Raw genomic sequence first — 15,104 nt, forward strand, 5'->3', positions numbered from 1 at the left:
TTAGTGAGATGTGAGCAGGTGCTGAAGCACGCGACTGCCAAAGTAGGCCATGGTCAGCAGCAGCGCACCGCCGCAGTTAAACCATACGACGCGGCGTCCGCGCCAGCCTTCGTGATAGTGTCCCCAGAGCAAAACAATATAGACAAACCAGGCAATGATGGAGAGAACCGCCTTATCCACGTTCTCGGCGCTAAACAGGTTGTGCATAAAGAACAGACCGGTGCAGAGCACCAGCGTTAATAGCACCACGCCGATTTGCGTAATGTGAAACATCTTACGCTCAATACTGAGCAGCGGTGGCATATCCTGGGTGAAAGCCAGCTTCTTATTTTTCAGCTGGTAGTCAATCCACGCCAACTGCAATGCATAAAGTGCAGCAATAATTAACGTGGCATAGGCAAACAGCGACAGGCCGATGTGCACCATCATGCCCGGAGTGGTTTCCAGATGAGTGATAAAGGCATTCGGCACAAAAGTGGCAAAGGCCAGATTGATCAGCGCAAAGCCGTAAACAATCGGTAGCAGCAGCCAGCCGCGATTACGCGAGGCGACAATCGTCATGATGGCGCAGATCAGCAGGCTAACTAACGAGCCAATATTCAGCAGGCTAAGGTTTTGCCCGTTATCGACGGCAAAAATGCGCTGCTGCAAGGCAATGGCGTGCGCAATCAGCGCCACGCAGGCTGAAAGTACGGCAAAACGACGCCAGCCACCATTGCGTTTAAGCAGGCTGGGAATGATCAATGCAAGGCTGAGGGAGTAGGCGAACAGCGCCACGATCGCGAAAACGAACATAGATCCTTTCAGATATCGGTCAGATAAGGAAAAAAGCAGTATAGCGCCAGCAGCAGCAGGCTCCAAACGATCTGACGGTCAATTGCAGAGATCGCTCCATCTTCGTGTTATAATCCGCCGCATTGTGTCGCCTATGGCGGCCTCGCTACGGTTCTAAGTGAGAGAGCATGTTTGATAATTTAACCGATCGTTTGTCGCAAACCCTGCGCAATATCAGCGGCCGCGGAAGGCTGACCGAAGACAACATCAAAGACACACTGCGTGAAGTACGCATGGCGCTACTGGAAGCCGACGTTGCGCTGCCGGTAGTACGTGAATTTATTAATCGCGTAAAAGAAGCCGCCGTTGGCCACGATGTGAACAAAAGCCTGACGCCAGGCCAGGAGTTCATCAAAATCGTCCGCAACGAACTGGTTGCGGCGATGGGCGCCGAAAACAATGCGCTCAATCTGAATGCGCAGCCGCCGGCCGTGGTGCTGATGGCGGGTTTGCAGGGTGCCGGTAAAACGACCAGCGTGGCGAAACTGGGTAAATTCTTGCGCGAGAAGCACAAGAAGAAAGTCTTAGTGGTTTCTGCTGACGTTTATCGCCCCGCGGCGATCAAACAGTTAGAAACCCTGGCACAGCAGGTTGGCGTCGATTTCTGCCCATCTGATTTGAGCCAGAAGCCAGTTGATATTGTTCAGAACGCGCTGAAAGAAGCCAAACTGCAATTCTACGATGTGCTGCTGGTGGATACCGCCGGTCGTTTACACGTTGATGAAGCGATGATGGATGAAATCAAACAGGTACACGCCGCGATTAATCCGGTGGAAACCCTGTTTGTGGTCGATGCGATGACGGGGCAGGATGCCGCCAATACGGCAAAAGCCTTCAATGAAGCGCTGCCGCTGACCGGTGTCATCTTGACGAAAGTCGACGGTGATGCGCGCGGTGGTGCGGCGCTGTCGATTCGCCACATTACCGGCAAGCCAATCAAATTCATGGGGATGGGCGAGAAGACTGAGGCGCTGGAAGCATTCTATCCAGACCGTATCGCGTCGCGCATTCTCGGCATGGGCGATGTGCTGTCGCTGATTGAAGATATCGAAAGCAAAGTTGACCGCGATCAGGCGGAGAAACTGGCTAAGAAGTTGAAAACCGGCGACGGTTTCGATCTCAACGACTTCCTTGAGCAGCTGAAGCAGATGCGCAACATGGGCGGTATGGCGAGCCTGATGGGCAAACTGCCGGGCATGGGGCAACTGCCTGATAACGTTAAATCGCAGATGGATGACAAAGTACTGGTTCGCATGGAAGCCATCATCAACTCGATGACGCGTAAAGAGCGTGAGAAGCCAGAAATCATCAAGGGTTCGCGCAAACGTCGTATTGCGCTGGGCTCAGGTATGCAGGTGCAAGACGTCAATCGACTGCTGAAACAGTTCGATGATATGCAGCGCATGATGAAGAAAATGAAGAAAGGCGGCATGGCCAAAATGATGCGTGGCATGAAAGGTATGATGCCGCCTGGATTCCCTGGTCGCTAACGCGACCGCCGAAAAGCCGGAAATTTAGCACGCTCAGGTTGCTTTTTGCGCCAAAATGAGTAAAATTTTCGGGCTTTTTATATCGCGCTCGGGCCCCGTTCCTCGATGGGGCCCGAGCGCTTTATTAACTAATGAGGATGTTATGGTAACAATTCGTTTGGCACGTCACGGCGCTAAAAAGCGTCCGTTCTATCAGGTCGTCGTTACTGACAGCCGCAATGCGCGTAACGGTCGTTTCATCGAGCGCGTAGGTTTCTTCAACCCGATCGCTTCTGGTCAGGCTGAAGGTCTGCGTCTGGATCTGGACCGTATTGAGCACTGGGTTGGCCAGGGCGCAACGCTTTCTGATCGCGTTAACGCGCTGATCAAAGAAGCAAAAAAAGCAGCTTAATCTGTCACGGTGGTGAGCATGAGCATTAAACCTGCCGGGCAGCCTCCCGTTAACCCGATCGTATTGGGAAAAATGGGCGCGGCTTACGGCATTCGAGGTTGGCTCAAAGTGTTTTCCTCCACTGAAGACGCTGAAAGCATCTTCGACTACCAACCCTGGTTCATCCAGCGCGCCGGTAAATGGCAGCAGGTCGAACTTGAGGGCTGGAAGCACCACAATCAGGACCTGATCATCAAAGTCACAGGCATTGACGATCGGGACGCTGCGGCACAGTTAACCAATTGCGAAATCACGGTTGACTCCACGCAGCTGCCAGCGCTGGAAGCAGGCGATTACTACTGGAAAGACCTTATGGGTATGAAAGTAGTCAACCTCGAAGGCTATGAGATGGGCAAAGTCATTGATTTGATGGAAACCGGATCAAACGACGTTCTCGTCGTTAAGGCAAACCTGAAGGATGCATTTGGTGCGCAAGAGCGGTTAATTCCGTTTCTTGATGAACAGGTTATCAAGAAAGTCGATCTCTCTACTGGCCTTATTGAAGTAGATTGGGATCCTGGTTTTTGATCTCCGGACAATCCGGTAACGTAACGGCGAACGCGATGTGGATTGGTGTTATTAGCCTGTTTCCAGAGATGTTTCGCGCTATTACCGAGTACGGGGTAACTGGCCGGGCAGTAAAAAATGGCCTGCTCAACATTCAAAGCTGGAGTCCTCGTGACTTCACGCACGACCGGCACCGTACCGTGGACGACCGTCCTTACGGCGGCGGACCGGGAATGTTGATGATGGTGCAACCCTTACGGGATGCCATCTCCGCAGCGAAAGCGGCGGCGGGAGAGGGCGCTAAGGTGATTTATCTTTCACCTCAGGGACGCAAACTGGACCAACAGGGCGTTTGCGAGCTGGCGACGAATCAGAAGTTGATTCTGGTTTGTGGTCGTTACGAAGGGATAGATGAGCGCGTAATTCACACTGAGATTGACGAAGAATGGTCAATCGGTGATTACGTTCTCAGTGGCGGTGAGCTGCCAGCCATGACGTTAATTGACTCGGTCGCCAGGTTTATTCCCGGCGTGTTGGGGAAACAGGCGTCAGCCGATGAGGATTCGTTCTCGGATGGTTTGCTGGATTGCCCGCACTACACCCGACCTGAAGTGTTAGAAGGGATGGAGGTTCCGCCAGTTTTACTGTCGGGCAACCATGCCGATATTCGCCGCTGGCGTCTGAAACAGTCGTTAGGCCGTACCTGGCTAAGAAGACCTGAACTTCTGGAAAACCTGGCTCTGACTGAAGAGCAAGCACGGTTGCTAAATGAGTTCCAGCGTGAACATCAGCAGCAACAAAACGATGAGGCGGGAGAGTAATCTTCCCTCACTATCAGTTTACCCAGGATAAGAGATTTAATTATGAGCAACATTATCAAGCAACTTGAACAAGAGCAGATGAAGCAGGACGTACCTTCATTCCGTCCGGGTGATTCCGTGGAAGTGAAAGTATGGGTCGTAGAAGGTTCTAAGAAGCGTCTGCAGGCATTCGAGGGCGTGGTTATCGCTATTCGTAACCGCGGTCTGCATTCTGCATTCACTGTTCGTAAGATTTCTAACGGCGAAGGTGTTGAGCGTGTCTTCCAGACTCACTCACCAGTAATTGACAGCATTGCTGTTAAACGTCGTGGTGCTGTGCGTAAAGCCAAACTGTATTACCTGCGTGAGCGTACCGGTAAGTCAGCTCGTATCAAAGAGCGTCTTGGCGCGTAAGCGACTTCTCAAAGTTAATAGCAAACAAGGGGTTGGCCATTTGGCCAGCCCCTTTTTTATTGGCGCTGCAAATGATAAATCGCGGTGTTGACGGCTCCGCTCTCTAAAATGATCAGTCCATAGCGATAATCGACAAACTTAAAGCCACTGCGTAATGCCACTGCGCGACTAGCATGATTATTTTCCGCCGCCAGAATCTCTAACTGATTAATGTGCGGATGCTGAAAACCAAACTTGACCAGTTGCTCTACCGCGCGGGTTGCTACCCCTTGCCGTTGAGCATCGCTACGTACCCAATATCCTAATGCGCTAAATTCGCCCGGCTGCCTCGCGAAGCGAATACCGGCACCGCCTAATAGTCGATCGCTACCATCAACGATGGCGAACTCTTCTGCCTCACCTTTACTGCGTTGGATCTCAGTGAAATCGATCCAACTGGCCGCTTCATCACTACGATAATCATCGTGTGCCCAAGCCATCCAGGGCTTAAGGCTGCTAAGAGATTCGTTTACGGCATGCGTGAATTCATCGATATCCTGCCGGGTGAAGGGGCGTAATTTTACTAAAGATATAGACATGACCTCTCCTGAAAAATAAATGAATAACATAATGTTATCTGCCTTTTTGCCTAAGGTCATCATCAAAAGCCGATGGGTTGTAATTTATTGTTTACACTATCGGATTGGGTGATTTGTGTTTATGTTACTGATATTTAATAAAATAAATATGATTTTTGTGCGTTTTTATTTTAGTGGTAATAAAAGTGTACGCTCGTGGATTGCATGGCGTACATGTTGTGGTAAAGTAAGTCCCATCCTCAGTGAGGATCCCAAACCGCATAAACGAGTAAAAAGGATCGCAATCATGCAAAAAGACGCGCTGAACAATGTGCATATCGCCGACGAACAAATTTTAATTACCCCGCAAGAGCTGAAAGCTAAATTCCCGCTTACTGCGACGCAGGAAGCGCAAATTGCGTCTTCTCGCCAAACCATCGCCGACATTATTGCAGGCCGCGATCCGCGCCTGTTGGTGGTTTGTGGTCCTTGTTCGATTCACGATACCGAAGCCGCACTTGAATATGCCCGTCAGTTGCAATCTCTTTCTGCACAGTTGAAGGATCAGCTGTACATCGTTATGCGCGTGTATTTTGAAAAACCTCGAACCACCGTCGGCTGGAAGGGGTTAATCAACGATCCTTATATGAACAACTCGTTTGATATGGAAGCCGGGCTGCATATTGCGCGCCAGTTACTGGTTAATCTTGTTGAAATGGGTTTACCGCTGGCAACTGAGGCGCTGGATCCAAACAGCCCGCAATACTTAGGCGATCTATTTAGCTGGTCGGCGATTGGTGCGCGCACCACCGAATCACAAACCCACCGTGAGATGGCTTCAGGTCTTTCAATGCCGGTTGGCTTTAAAAATGGCACGGATGGCAGCCTCGGTACTGCCATCAATGCGATGCGTGCCGCCGCGATGCCACACCGTTTTGTCGGCATCAATCAGGCAGGCCAGGTTTGTCTGCTGCAAACGCAGGGTAACCCGGATGGGCATGTCATTCTGCGCGGTGGGAAAGCGCCAAACTATGGCCCTGAAGATGTCGCTCAGTGTGAAAAAGAGATGCTGAAAGCGGGACTGCGCCCAGCCTTAATGATAGATTGCAGCCATGGTAATTCTAACAAAGACTATCGCCGTCAGCCTGGCGTAGCCGAATCGGCTATCGCGCAGATTAAGGATGGAAACCGCTCCATCATTGGCCTGATGCTGGAAAGCAACATTCATGAAGGCAATCAGTCTTCTGAACAGCCTCGTAGCGAAATGAAATATGGCGTTTCCGTGACTGATGCTTGCATCGATTGGGAAACTACGGAAACCTTGCTGCGTGAAATCCATCAGGATCTGCAGGGAGTGCTGTCGGCGCGTCTGTCACACGAGGTGTAATGAGTCATGGTGGCTGAACTGACCGCGCTACGCGATCAAATTGATGAAGTCGATAAAGCACTGCTGGGTTTACTGGCAAAACGGCTGGAGCTGGTAGCCGAAGTCGGGGAAGTTAAAAGCCGCTACGGTTTGCCAATCTATGTTCCTGAGCGTGAAGCCAGCATGTTGGCTTCACGTCGTCAGGAAGCCGAAGCGCTCGGCGTATCACCGGACTTGATTGAAGATGTGCTGCGTCGTTTAATGCGCGAATCCTATGCGCATGAGAATGATAAAGGCTTCAAAACCCTTTGCCCAACATTGCGTCCAGTGGTGATCGTCGGTGGTCGTGGCCAGATGGGACGTTTGTTCGAAAAGATGCTCACGCTGTCTGGTTATCAGGTGCGTATTCTGGACAAAGGCGATTGGGATCGTTCAGACGCGTTGCTGCAAGATGCAGGCATGGTGATCATCAGTGTGCCTATCCATCTGACAGAGCAGATCATTGGTGAGTTACCGAAGTTGCCAGAAGACTGCATCCTGGTCGATTTGGCGTCGGTGAAGAACCGTCCGCTGCAGGCAATGCTTGCTGCGCACACCGGACCGGTGTTGGGACTGCACCCCATGTTCGGCCCAGACAGCGGGAGCCTGGCGAAGCAGGTTGTTGTCTGGTGTGATGGCCGTCAGCCGGAAGCGTATCAGTGGTTCCTGGAACAGATCCAGGTTTGGGGAGCGCGATTGCATCGCATTAGTGCGGTGGAGCATGACCAGAATATGGCATTTATTCAGGCGCTGCGTCACTTTGCGACTTTCGCTTACGGTCTGCATCTGGCAGAAGAGAACGTTAATCTCGATCAGCTGCTGGCGTTGTCCTCGCCAATCTATCGCCTTGAACTGGCTATGGTTGGACGTCTGTTCGCCCAAGACCCGCAGCTTTACGCGGACATCATCATGTCCTCGGAGAGCAATCTGGCGCTGATTAAGCGTTATTATCAGCGTTTTGGCGATGCGATAAAACTGCTCGAGCAGGGCGATAAGCAGGCGTTCATCGATAGCTTCGAACGTGTTGAGCATTGGTTTGGTGATTATGCTAAACGCTTCCTCGTAGAAAGCCGAAGTATGTTGCGATCGGCCAACGACAGCCGACAGTAAAATAAAAGGCATCCATAAGGATGCCTTTTTGCTTAGAGGCGTGGTTCGACGGGTACCACATTCTCGCCCGGATAACAGCCGAGCACTTTTAATGAACGGGTTAAACCACTTAATTCAGTTAACGCCAACTGCATACTTTCTGATTGCAGATTACCCTGCACATCAATGTAAAACATCTCTTCCCACGGATTGCCGTTGATGGGGCGATTCTCCAGCTTACTCATGATCAGACCATGGTTGCGCAGCACCATCAGTGCTTCAACTAATGCCCCCGCTTGCTGGCCCGTTGCCATGATCAATGTCGTTTTTGCGGGTACCTGACTGGAAACTTCGATCGCTTTACGCGCCAACACAATGAAGCGCGTGTGGTTCTGTTGCTGATTGGCTAGATTACGCTCTAACACCTGTAACCCATACAGTTCGCCACCGGCCTCACTACCCAATGCGGCAACCTTAGGTGAATTCATCGCTGCCACCTTTTCCATGGCAGCTGCCGTGCTTTCGGTATATTCAATTTTCCACTGCGGGAAGCGATTGATGAACTGGCTACACTGCTGGAACGGCTGAGGATGGCTGTAGACTGTTTCGATCTGCTGCAAATCAGTGCTGCCGCTAACCAGTACGCAATGCTCAATTGGAATGGTGAGCTCCCCCACAATTGACAGCGTGGTTTGTTGCAGTAAGTCGTAGACGTCATTGATCGAGCCAGAACTGGTGTTTTCAATAGGCATCACTGCATAGTCTGCCTGACCACTTTCAACCTGATGAATAATGTCGTGGAACTTTAGGCAGCCGAGCTCAACCATCGAATCAAAATGACGTGTGGCATATTTTCGTGCTGCAAGATGTGAGTAAGAGCCTTTCGGACCCAAAAATGCAATCCGCGGTGCGTGCGCATGCGGGTGGTTGAGATTCTTTTGCAGCAAGGCCTGCTGAGTTAGAACCGAATCTTCAATCACCAGCTGGAACAGACGGGTGATGTAATGCGCATCCAGCTGATGTTTTTTACCTAACGCTATCAGGTTTTCCAGCAGTGCACGCTCACGTTCAACATCGCGGATTGGGCGATGCGTAGCCAGTTTTGCTTGCGCCACTTCAACAGCCAGTGTGCGGCGCTCCGACAATAGCGTTAATAATTTTTCATCAACGGCGCTTATTTTATCGCGTAATGCCAGCAGCGGGTTTTCGGGATTCATAGGGCTCACCTGTAAAATGTCCAATAAAAAAGCCTCCCATTTGGGAGGCTTTGTTGTTCGTCTTCGCATTCATTTTCACATGACGAATCGCCTCCCAATCAGGGGAAGGTAAAAAAGAATGCGAAGAAGAACGGGAGATGTTTCATGCTTGTTTCCAACATTAAAGTGGTTTGAGAGTAACCGTACTGATTTAAGGCTGTCAATAAAAAACGCGCCCTAAGGCGCGTTACTGGAAAATGTGTAGTTATCCTGCAGGGATAAAATCTTTGACGCTGCTGTTAGCGCGACGAGCTTCAGGTTTATGTTGCGCTTTATTGAGTTGTCGCTCCAGCTTAGCAATCAGGTCATTGATGGCCGTATACATATCATCATGTTTCGCACTGGCAACCAGTGTTCCGTTAGGTGTGTTGATGGTGGCATCTGCCACAAACTCCTTCGGCTCTTTCGATAACACAATGTGAGGGTTTATCAGATGTGTTTGCCATTTTTCCAGCTTGGCGAGACGCTCTTCGACATGATTACGAATGGCCTCGGTGATTTCCATTTGTTTGCTGGTAATGTTCAGAATCATAGTTAAACCTCTCTGTCATTTTCCGTCTGGGTAGGACCAGCATACCGCGGAGATTAAGAAATTATGTGATCTGGATCACATTGAAATGTCACATTTTGTCAATAAAGACGAATTGTGAGAAAGGCTGGGAAAGTAGCGGGAAATGCTTGATGGAGCAGCAGTAAGGGCGCACTATTGATGGGTTAACCGCAGCGATAAAGAACGTTTTCAACCGGCTTTCAGCTAAAGCAGACATAAAAAAAGCAGCCATACGGCTGCTTTTTTGTGGGCTTGAAAATCAGGACTGATTATTAGCCGCGATGATTTTTGCCACTTTATCAGCTTCAGTTGTTAACTGAAGTTGGCGGTAAGCATTTTCCATCAGCGGCAGCGCTTCGTGAGTTGCTGCAGTATCAGGATAATCCTTCATCATACTTTCAACGCGGTTAACAACAGCGACATAAGCACCACGCTTGGTATAGAATTGCGCCACCGAGAGTTCATACTTCGCCAAACGTTCTTTCAGGAACGCTAAACGTTTCTGCGCATCCGCAGCATATTGGCTGTTTGGATAACCGCGCAGTAACTGCGAGAAGTCACGGAAAGCATCACGAGCGTGCGTCGGATCGCGATCGGAACGATCGATACCGAAGAAGCCCTGCAGTGCAGAATCGTCCAGCGCCATATCCGTCAGACCTTTCATATAGATGACATAGTCAATATTCGGATGGGTTGGATTCAGACGCATAAAGCGAGAAATAGCGGCTTGCGCCAGTGGCAGATCGGCATTTTTGTAATACGCGTAGATCAAATCCAGCTGTACTTGCTGCGAATAAGGGCCAAACGGATAGCGGTTATCCAGTGCTTCCAGTTGCTTAATTGCCGCTTTAAAGTTACCGTCCTGCAGCTTTTGCTGGGCCGTGGCGTAAATTTCAGACGGCGGGCTGTCCGGCACGGGATCCGATGAGCCGGAACAACCCACAAGCGCCAGGCTTAGGCTCAGTGTGGCAGCAGCCACCAGATGTTTCATACGCGTCATGACGAAATGATTATCCTCAAAGTGTTATAGCAGAAGCTGTCCGTATAGCTCCCGGTTATGGCCAGGTACGATAGCACATTATATTAAACGGCATCGCCGTGAAAACCCAACGTTAACGAAGAAGCTGTATATGGCACAACAAGTTCAACTCACCGCAACGGTGTCCGAAGCACAACTTGGACAACGCTTAGATCAGACTTTGGCAGAATTGTTCCCTGATTATTCACGTTCTCGCATAAAAGAATGGATTCTTGAGCGCCGGGTCAGCGTTAATGGCACCATCATCGATAAACCAAAAGAAAAAGTTTTTGGCGGTGAGCATGTCTCGATCGATGCTGAGATCGAAGAAGAGCAACGCTGGGAAGCGCAAAACATCCCATTGAATATCGTCTACGAAGATGACGATATTCTGGTTATCAATAAACCTCGTGGCTTAGTGGTGCATCCAGGTGCCGGTAATCCGGATGGTACAGTGCTTAACGCGCTGCTTTACCATTACCCGCCGATTGCTGATGTTCCCCGTGCCGGTATTGTTCATCGTCTTGATAAAGACACAACCGGCCTGATGGTAGTCGCGAAAACCGTTCCTGCGCAAACTCACCTGGTTGAAACGCTACAGCTGCGCGAAATTACCCGCGAATATGAAGCCGTAGCGATTGGTACCATGACGGCAGGCGGTACCGTGGATCAGCCAATGGCGCGCCACTCTACCAAACGTACGCACATGGCGGTGCATCCGATGGGAAAACCGGCTACTACGCACTATCGCATCATGGAGCATTTCCGTGCCCATACGCGTTTGCGTTTGCGCCTGGAAACCGGTCGTACGCATCAGATTCGTGTGCACATGGCGCATATCAATCATCCGCTGGTGGGCGATCCCCTTTACGGCGGTCGCCCTCGTCCGCCAAAAGGCGCATCTGAAGCTTTCATTGCTACACTGCGTGGTTTTGATCGTCAGGCGCTGCATGCCACGATGTTACGTCTCTATCATCCTATTACCGGTATTGAGATGGAGTGGCATGCGCCGTTGCCGCAGGATATGGTCGATCTGATTGATGCCCTAAAAGCCGATACGCACGAATTCCGCGATCAGATGGATTGGCTATGAGTGAGTGGATCATCCCGGACTGGCCTGCACCGCAGCGTGTTCGGGCATGTTCCACTACGCGTCACGGCGGTATTAGCGCTGCGCCATGGGATTCGCTGAATCTCGGTACGCACGTTGGTGATGTTGAGGCGCACGTAATGCACAATCGCCACTGCCTTGCTGAGCAGCTTGCCTTACCGGCAATGCCGCAATGGCTTGATCAAATTCATGGTCAGGATGTTGCGCGTTTGCCTGCCAGTGAGCGGCTACCCAGGGCGGATGCCGCAATCACGCGTGAAAGCGGGGTGGTTTGCGCCGTCATGACGGCAGATTGTTTGCCGGTGCTGTTTTGCAGCAAAGATGGCAGTGAAGTGGCTGCAGCACATGCTGGCTGGCGCGGGCTCTGCAACGGCGTGCTGGAACAAACGTTGTCACAGTTCCATTGTGCGACGAAGGACATTCATGCATGGCTTGGTCCAGCAATTGGTCCGCAGGCTTTTGAAGTGGGAGCGGAAGTCAAAACGGCGTTTATGGCTCACGATCCGCAAGCGCAAGAGGCTTTTCGCCCGGTTGGTAACAAATACTTTGCCGATATTTGGTTGCTGGCTCGCCAACGTTTACTGACCGCCGGGGTGCGTTCCATCAACGTTTCTACGCGTTGCACTTATCATGAGCGCGAGGATTTTTTCTCCTTCCGACGCGACGGAATCACTGGGCGTATGGCAACTTTGATTTGGCTGAGATAATCTTACGCCACAAGACGGTCCAGTTAGCGTATTTTTTGCTCACAACTCAGGTCATTAACCTTGAAAAATTTGAGGGATGACCTCATTTAATCTCCAGTAGCATTTTGACCTGTAATGGGAGGAATTATGCGTCTGGATCGTCTTACTAATAAATTTCAACTGGCACTTGCCGATGCACAGTCCCTTGCTCTGGGGCAAGACAATCAATTCATAGAACCCCTTCATTTGATGAGCGCGTTGCTTAATCAGGAAGGCGGATCGGTACGTCCGCTGCTTAGCGCAGCAGGGGCCGATGTGGCTGGTTTACGTACCAGTATCGAACAAGCGATTAATCGACTACCGCAGGTGGAAGGTACTGATGGCGACGTGCAGCCATCCGCCGATTTAATTCGGGTACTGAACCTGTGCGACAAGCTGGCGCAAAAGCGCGGCGACAACTTTATTTCATCAGAACTCTTTATTTTGGCGGCCCTCGATTCTCGTGGCTCGCTGGCTGATATTTTAAAATCGGCTGGTGCGACAGCGGAAAAACTCTCTAAGGCCATTGACCAATTACGGGGAGGAGACAACGTGAACGATCAGGGTGCTGAAGATCAGCGTCAGGCTTTAAAAAAATACACTATCGACCTTACCGAGCGTGCTGAACTTGGCAAGCTCGACCCGGTAATTGGTCGTGACGAAGAAATCCGTCGCACTATTCAGGTGTTGCAGCGCCGTACTAAAAATAACCCGGTGCTGATTGGTGAACCTGGCGTTGGTAAAACGGCTATCGCCGAAGGATTAGCACAGCGCATCATTAATGGCGAAGTTCCTGAAGGTCTGAAAGGTCGTCGCGTGCTGGCTTTGGATATGGGCGCGCTGGTGGCTGGTGCTAAATATCGCGGCGAATTTGAAGAGCGTCTGAAAGGCGTGCTTAGCGATCTGGCTAAACAGGAAGGCAACGTCATCCTGTTTATCGATGAACTGCATACCATGGTGGGTGCCGGTAAAGCTGACGGTGCAATGGATGCAGGCAACATGCTGAAACCAGCGTTGGCGCGCGGTGAACTGCATTGCGTTGGCGCCACTACGCTGAATGAGTATCGCCAGTTCATTGAGAAAGATGCGGCGCTGGAACGTCGTTTCCAAAAAGTGTTTGTTGCTGAGCCGAGTGTGGAAGATACCATCGCCATTTTACGCGGACTGAAAGAACGCTATGAGTTGCATCATCATGTGCAGATCACCGATCCCGCGATTGTGGCTGCGGCAACGTTGTCGCATCGTTATATCTCCGATCGTCAGCTGCCTGATAAGGCGATTGACCTGATTGATGAAGCGGCATCCAGTATTCGTCTGCAGATGGATTCGAAGCCAGAATCACTTGATCGTCTTGAGCGTCGCATCATTCAGTTAAAACTTGAGCAGCAAGCGCTGAAGAAAGAATCTGATGATGCCAGCGTGAAGCGTCTGGAAATGCTCGAAGCCGAACTCGACCAGAAAGAGCGAGAATACGCTGAGCTGGAAGAGGAATGGAAAGCGGAAAAGGCCTCCTTAACCGGTACGCAGAATATTAAAGCGGAGCTGGAACAGGCGCGTCTGACAATGGAGCAAGCGCGTCGCATGGGCGATCTTGGCCAGATGTCTGAGTTGCAATACGGCAAAATTCCGGAATTGGAAAAACAGTTAGCTATCGCTACGCAGTCTGAAGGCAAAACCATGAAGCTGTTACGCAATCGCGTAACAGATGTGGAGATCGCTGATGTGCTGGCGCGTTGGACCGGAATTCCAGTCGCACGCATGATGGAAGGCGAGCGAGAGAAGCTGCTGCGCATGGAGCAGGAGTTGCATGCTCGAGTGATTGGACAGAACGAAGCGGTGGAAGCGGTATCGAATGCCATCCGTCGTAGCCGCGCCGGCTTGTCGGATCCAAACCGTCCGATTGGTTCCTTCTTGTTCCTCGGACCAACCGGCGTCGGTAAAACCGAATTGTGTAAGGCGCTGGCCAACTTCCTGTTCGACAGCGATGACGCGATGGTGCGCATTGATATGTCTGAGTTTATGGAAAAACACTCGGTGTCACGCCTCGTGGGTGCTCCTCCGGGTTATGTTGGCTATGAAGAGGGCGGTTATCTGACAGAGGCGGTGCGTCGTCGCCCTTATTCGGTAATTCTGTTGGATGAGGTTGAGAAGGCGCATCCCGATGTATTCAACATCTTATTGCAGGTGTTGGATGATGGGCGTTTGACCGATGGTCAGGGGCGTACGGTCGATTTCCGTAACACCGTAGTGATCATGACCTCGAACCTTGGTTCCGATCTTATTCAGGAACGCTTCGGCGCGCTGGATTATGCGGAAATGAAAGAAGTGGTGATGACGGTTGTTGGACAGCATTTCCGTCCGGAGTTTATTAACCGTATCGATGACATGGTGGTGTTCCACCCACTGGGCGAAAAGCACATTGCTTCTATTGCACAGATTCAGCTGCAGCGCTTGTATCAGCGTCTTGAGGAGCGCGGTTACCAGCTGCACATCTCTGATGCGGCGCTCAAATTGCTTGGTGAAAATGGTTATGACCCGGTTTATGGTGCGCGTCCATTAAAGCGTGCTATCCAGCAGCAAATTGAAAACCCGCTGGCGCAGCAGATTCTTTCTGGTGCTTTAGTTCCGGGTAAAACCATTGAAATGGATGTTAAAGATGATGTGATTGTTGCGCATCAATAATCCATTCTGATTAAAACGGGCCTGCGGGCCCGTTTTTTATGCGCTTTACGCAAGAATTCGCTGCTTTTTGCAACGTATAGCCTGGAAAGTGAGCGGTCGCGCAAAAACTTCAAATTAGCACTTGTCAGTTGAAATGAACTGCCTATAATGCGCCACCACTGAGACGGCAAAGCGGCAACGCAGGCGGCTCAGCAGGGAGTGAAGAAATTCATCCCGCCGGATGAAAGCGCTGAAAA

Annotated in this window: 16 protein-coding genes and 1 other annotated feature; of the genes, 10 read left to right on the plus strand and 6 right to left on the minus strand. The window is 50.9% G+C overall.

The window, feature by feature from the left end:
• Positions 1 to 795 carry an inner membrane protein YpjD gene (locus tag ACIP6T_RS19925; RefSeq protein ID WP_400458549.1) on the minus strand — a complete coding sequence of 265 codons (795 nt, stop codon included), beginning with the start codon at positions 793 to 795 and terminating at the stop codon, positions 1 to 3.
• 167 nt (positions 796 to 962) lie between these two features.
• Here ACIP6T_RS19925 and ffh point away from each other — a divergent pair, with 167 nt between their 5' ends.
• The 5 genes from ffh (at position 963) to rplS (ending at position 4,475) form a co-directional block, all read left to right on the plus strand.
• On the plus strand, positions 963 to 2,324 hold the full coding sequence (ffh, locus tag ACIP6T_RS19930) for a signal recognition particle protein (protein ID WP_097096312.1): 1,362 nt from the start codon (positions 963 to 965) through the stop codon (positions 2,322 to 2,324).
• 142 nt (positions 2,325 to 2,466) lie between these two features.
• The gene (gene rpsP, locus ACIP6T_RS19935) at positions 2,467 to 2,715 is read left to right on the plus strand and encodes a 30S ribosomal protein S16 (RefSeq protein WP_007893313.1); all 249 of its coding nucleotides are present in this window, start codon (positions 2,467 to 2,469) and stop codon (positions 2,713 to 2,715) included.
• Positions 2,716 to 2,733: 18 nt separating this feature from the next.
• Positions 2,734 to 3,282 carry a ribosome maturation factor RimM gene (gene rimM, locus ACIP6T_RS19940; RefSeq protein WP_097096313.1) on the plus strand — a complete coding sequence of 183 codons (549 nt, stop codon included), beginning with the start codon at positions 2,734 to 2,736 and terminating at the stop codon, positions 3,280 to 3,282.
• 35 nt (positions 3,283 to 3,317) lie between these two features.
• Positions 3,318 to 4,082, plus strand: coding sequence for a tRNA (guanosine(37)-N1)-methyltransferase TrmD (gene trmD / locus ACIP6T_RS19945; RefSeq protein WP_049852675.1), 765 nt, complete (start codon positions 3,318 to 3,320; stop codon positions 4,080 to 4,082).
• A gap of 42 nt (positions 4,083 to 4,124) precedes the next feature.
• Positions 4,125 to 4,475, plus strand: coding sequence for a 50S ribosomal protein L19 (gene rplS / locus ACIP6T_RS19950; protein ID WP_007893316.1), 351 nt, complete (start codon positions 4,125 to 4,127; stop codon positions 4,473 to 4,475).
• Between the two features lie 56 nt (positions 4,476 to 4,531).
• Here the strand turns inward: rplS and ACIP6T_RS19955 are convergent, their stop codons facing one another.
• Positions 4,532 to 5,053 (minus strand): GNAT family N-acetyltransferase, encoded by a 522-nt coding sequence (locus ACIP6T_RS19955; RefSeq protein WP_400458553.1) that lies wholly within the window; start codon positions 5,051 to 5,053, stop codon positions 4,532 to 4,534.
• 286 nt (positions 5,054 to 5,339) lie between these two features.
• Here ACIP6T_RS19955 and ACIP6T_RS19960 point away from each other — a divergent pair, with 286 nt between their 5' ends.
• Together ACIP6T_RS19960 and tyrA are read left to right on the plus strand one after the other, a co-directional pair.
• Entirely contained in the window at positions 5,340 to 6,419 is a 1,080-nt protein-coding gene (locus ACIP6T_RS19960) for a 3-deoxy-7-phosphoheptulonate synthase (protein ID WP_097096315.1), read from the plus strand.
• A gap of 6 nt (positions 6,420 to 6,425) precedes the next feature.
• On the plus strand, positions 6,426 to 7,547 hold the full coding sequence (gene tyrA, locus ACIP6T_RS19965; RefSeq protein WP_097096316.1) for a bifunctional chorismate mutase/prephenate dehydrogenase: 1,122 nt from the start codon (positions 6,426 to 6,428) through the stop codon (positions 7,545 to 7,547).
• A gap of 32 nt (positions 7,548 to 7,579) precedes the next feature.
• Here the strand turns inward: tyrA and pheA are convergent, their stop codons facing one another.
• The 4 genes from pheA to bamD all read right to left on the minus strand — a co-directional run bounded on the left by pheA (position 7,580) and on the right by bamD (position 10,332).
• A complete protein-coding gene (gene pheA, locus ACIP6T_RS19970; RefSeq protein ID WP_097096317.1) occupies positions 7,580 to 8,743 on the minus strand; it encodes a bifunctional chorismate mutase/prephenate dehydratase in 1,164 nt (387 codons plus the stop codon).
• Between the two features lie 22 nt (positions 8,744 to 8,765).
• Positions 8,766 to 8,890, minus strand: a sequence feature (Phe leader region).
• A complete protein-coding gene (pheL, locus tag ACIP6T_RS19975; protein WP_100703679.1) occupies positions 8,842 to 8,889 on the minus strand; it encodes a pheA operon leader peptide PheL in 48 nt (15 codons plus the stop codon). Its footprint overlaps the feature before it by 48 nt.
• 97 nt (positions 8,891 to 8,987) lie before the next feature.
• On the minus strand, positions 8,988 to 9,314 hold the full coding sequence (gene raiA / locus ACIP6T_RS19980; RefSeq protein WP_097096318.1) for a ribosome-associated translation inhibitor RaiA: 327 nt from the start codon (positions 9,312 to 9,314) through the stop codon (positions 8,988 to 8,990).
• A 277-nt stretch (positions 9,315 to 9,591) separates the two neighbouring features.
• Positions 9,592 to 10,332: an outer membrane protein assembly factor BamD gene (bamD, locus tag ACIP6T_RS19985; protein WP_097096319.1), complete on the minus strand. Its 741-nt coding sequence runs from the start codon at positions 10,330 to 10,332 to the stop codon at positions 9,592 to 9,594.
• Between the two features lie 130 nt (positions 10,333 to 10,462).
• Here bamD and rluD point away from each other — a divergent pair, with 130 nt between their 5' ends.
• From rluD to clpB, 3 genes are all read left to right on the plus strand, one after another.
• Positions 10,463 to 11,443: a 23S rRNA pseudouridine(1911/1915/1917) synthase RluD gene (gene rluD, locus ACIP6T_RS19990; RefSeq protein WP_400458556.1), complete on the plus strand. Its 981-nt coding sequence runs from the start codon at positions 10,463 to 10,465 to the stop codon at positions 11,441 to 11,443.
• Positions 11,440 to 12,168 carry a purine nucleoside phosphorylase YfiH gene (yfiH, locus tag ACIP6T_RS19995; protein ID WP_097096321.1) on the plus strand — a complete coding sequence of 243 codons (729 nt, stop codon included), beginning with the start codon at positions 11,440 to 11,442 and terminating at the stop codon, positions 12,166 to 12,168. Before rluD ends, yfiH begins: the two co-directional genes overlap by 4 nt.
• A 126-nt stretch (positions 12,169 to 12,294) precedes the next feature.
• Positions 12,295 to 14,868 carry an ATP-dependent chaperone ClpB gene (gene clpB / locus ACIP6T_RS20000; RefSeq protein WP_097096322.1) on the plus strand — a complete coding sequence of 858 codons (2,574 nt, stop codon included), beginning with the start codon at positions 12,295 to 12,297 and terminating at the stop codon, positions 14,866 to 14,868.
• The last annotated feature ends 236 nt before the right edge of the window (positions 14,869 to 15,104 follow it).

It is taken from the genome of Pantoea sp. NPDC088449, assembly GCF_044753225.1.
In the GTDB taxonomy this organism is placed as follows: Bacteria; Pseudomonadota; Gammaproteobacteria; order Enterobacterales; family Enterobacteriaceae; genus Pantoea; species Pantoea floridensis.

Excerpts from the sequence above, each read along its gene's own strand:
- ACIP6T_RS19925 (WP_400458549.1), bottom strand. The coding sequence starts at position 795 with ATGTTCGTTTTCGCGATCGTGGCGCTGTTCGCCTACTCCCTCAGCCTT.
- ffh (WP_097096312.1), top strand. The coding sequence starts at position 963 with ATGTTTGATAATTTAACCGATCGTTTGTCGCAAACCCTGCGCAATATC.
- rpsP (WP_007893313.1), top strand. The coding sequence starts at position 2,467 with ATGGTAACAATTCGTTTGGCACGTCACGGCGCTAAAAAGCGTCCGTTC.
- rimM (WP_097096313.1), top strand. The coding sequence starts at position 2,734 with ATGAGCATTAAACCTGCCGGGCAGCCTCCCGTTAACCCGATCGTATTG.
- trmD (WP_049852675.1), top strand. The coding sequence starts at position 3,318 with ATGTGGATTGGTGTTATTAGCCTGTTTCCAGAGATGTTTCGCGCTATT.
- rplS (WP_007893316.1), top strand. The coding sequence starts at position 4,125 with ATGAGCAACATTATCAAGCAACTTGAACAAGAGCAGATGAAGCAGGAC.
- ACIP6T_RS19955 (WP_400458553.1), bottom strand. The coding sequence starts at position 5,053 with ATGTCTATATCTTTAGTAAAATTACGCCCCTTCACCCGGCAGGATATC.
- ACIP6T_RS19960 (WP_097096315.1), top strand. The coding sequence starts at position 5,340 with ATGCAAAAAGACGCGCTGAACAATGTGCATATCGCCGACGAACAAATT.
- tyrA (WP_097096316.1), top strand. The coding sequence starts at position 6,426 with ATGGTGGCTGAACTGACCGCGCTACGCGATCAAATTGATGAAGTCGAT.
- pheA (WP_097096317.1), bottom strand. The coding sequence starts at position 8,743 with ATGAATCCCGAAAACCCGCTGCTGGCATTACGCGATAAAATAAGCGCC.
- raiA (WP_097096318.1), bottom strand. The coding sequence starts at position 9,314 with ATGATTCTGAACATTACCAGCAAACAAATGGAAATCACCGAGGCCATT.
- bamD (WP_097096319.1), bottom strand. The coding sequence starts at position 10,332 with ATGACGCGTATGAAACATCTGGTGGCTGCTGCCACACTGAGCCTAAGC.
- rluD (WP_400458556.1), top strand. The coding sequence starts at position 10,463 with ATGGCACAACAAGTTCAACTCACCGCAACGGTGTCCGAAGCACAACTT.
- yfiH (WP_097096321.1), top strand. The coding sequence starts at position 11,440 with ATGAGTGAGTGGATCATCCCGGACTGGCCTGCACCGCAGCGTGTTCGG.
- clpB (WP_097096322.1), top strand. The coding sequence starts at position 12,295 with ATGCGTCTGGATCGTCTTACTAATAAATTTCAACTGGCACTTGCCGAT.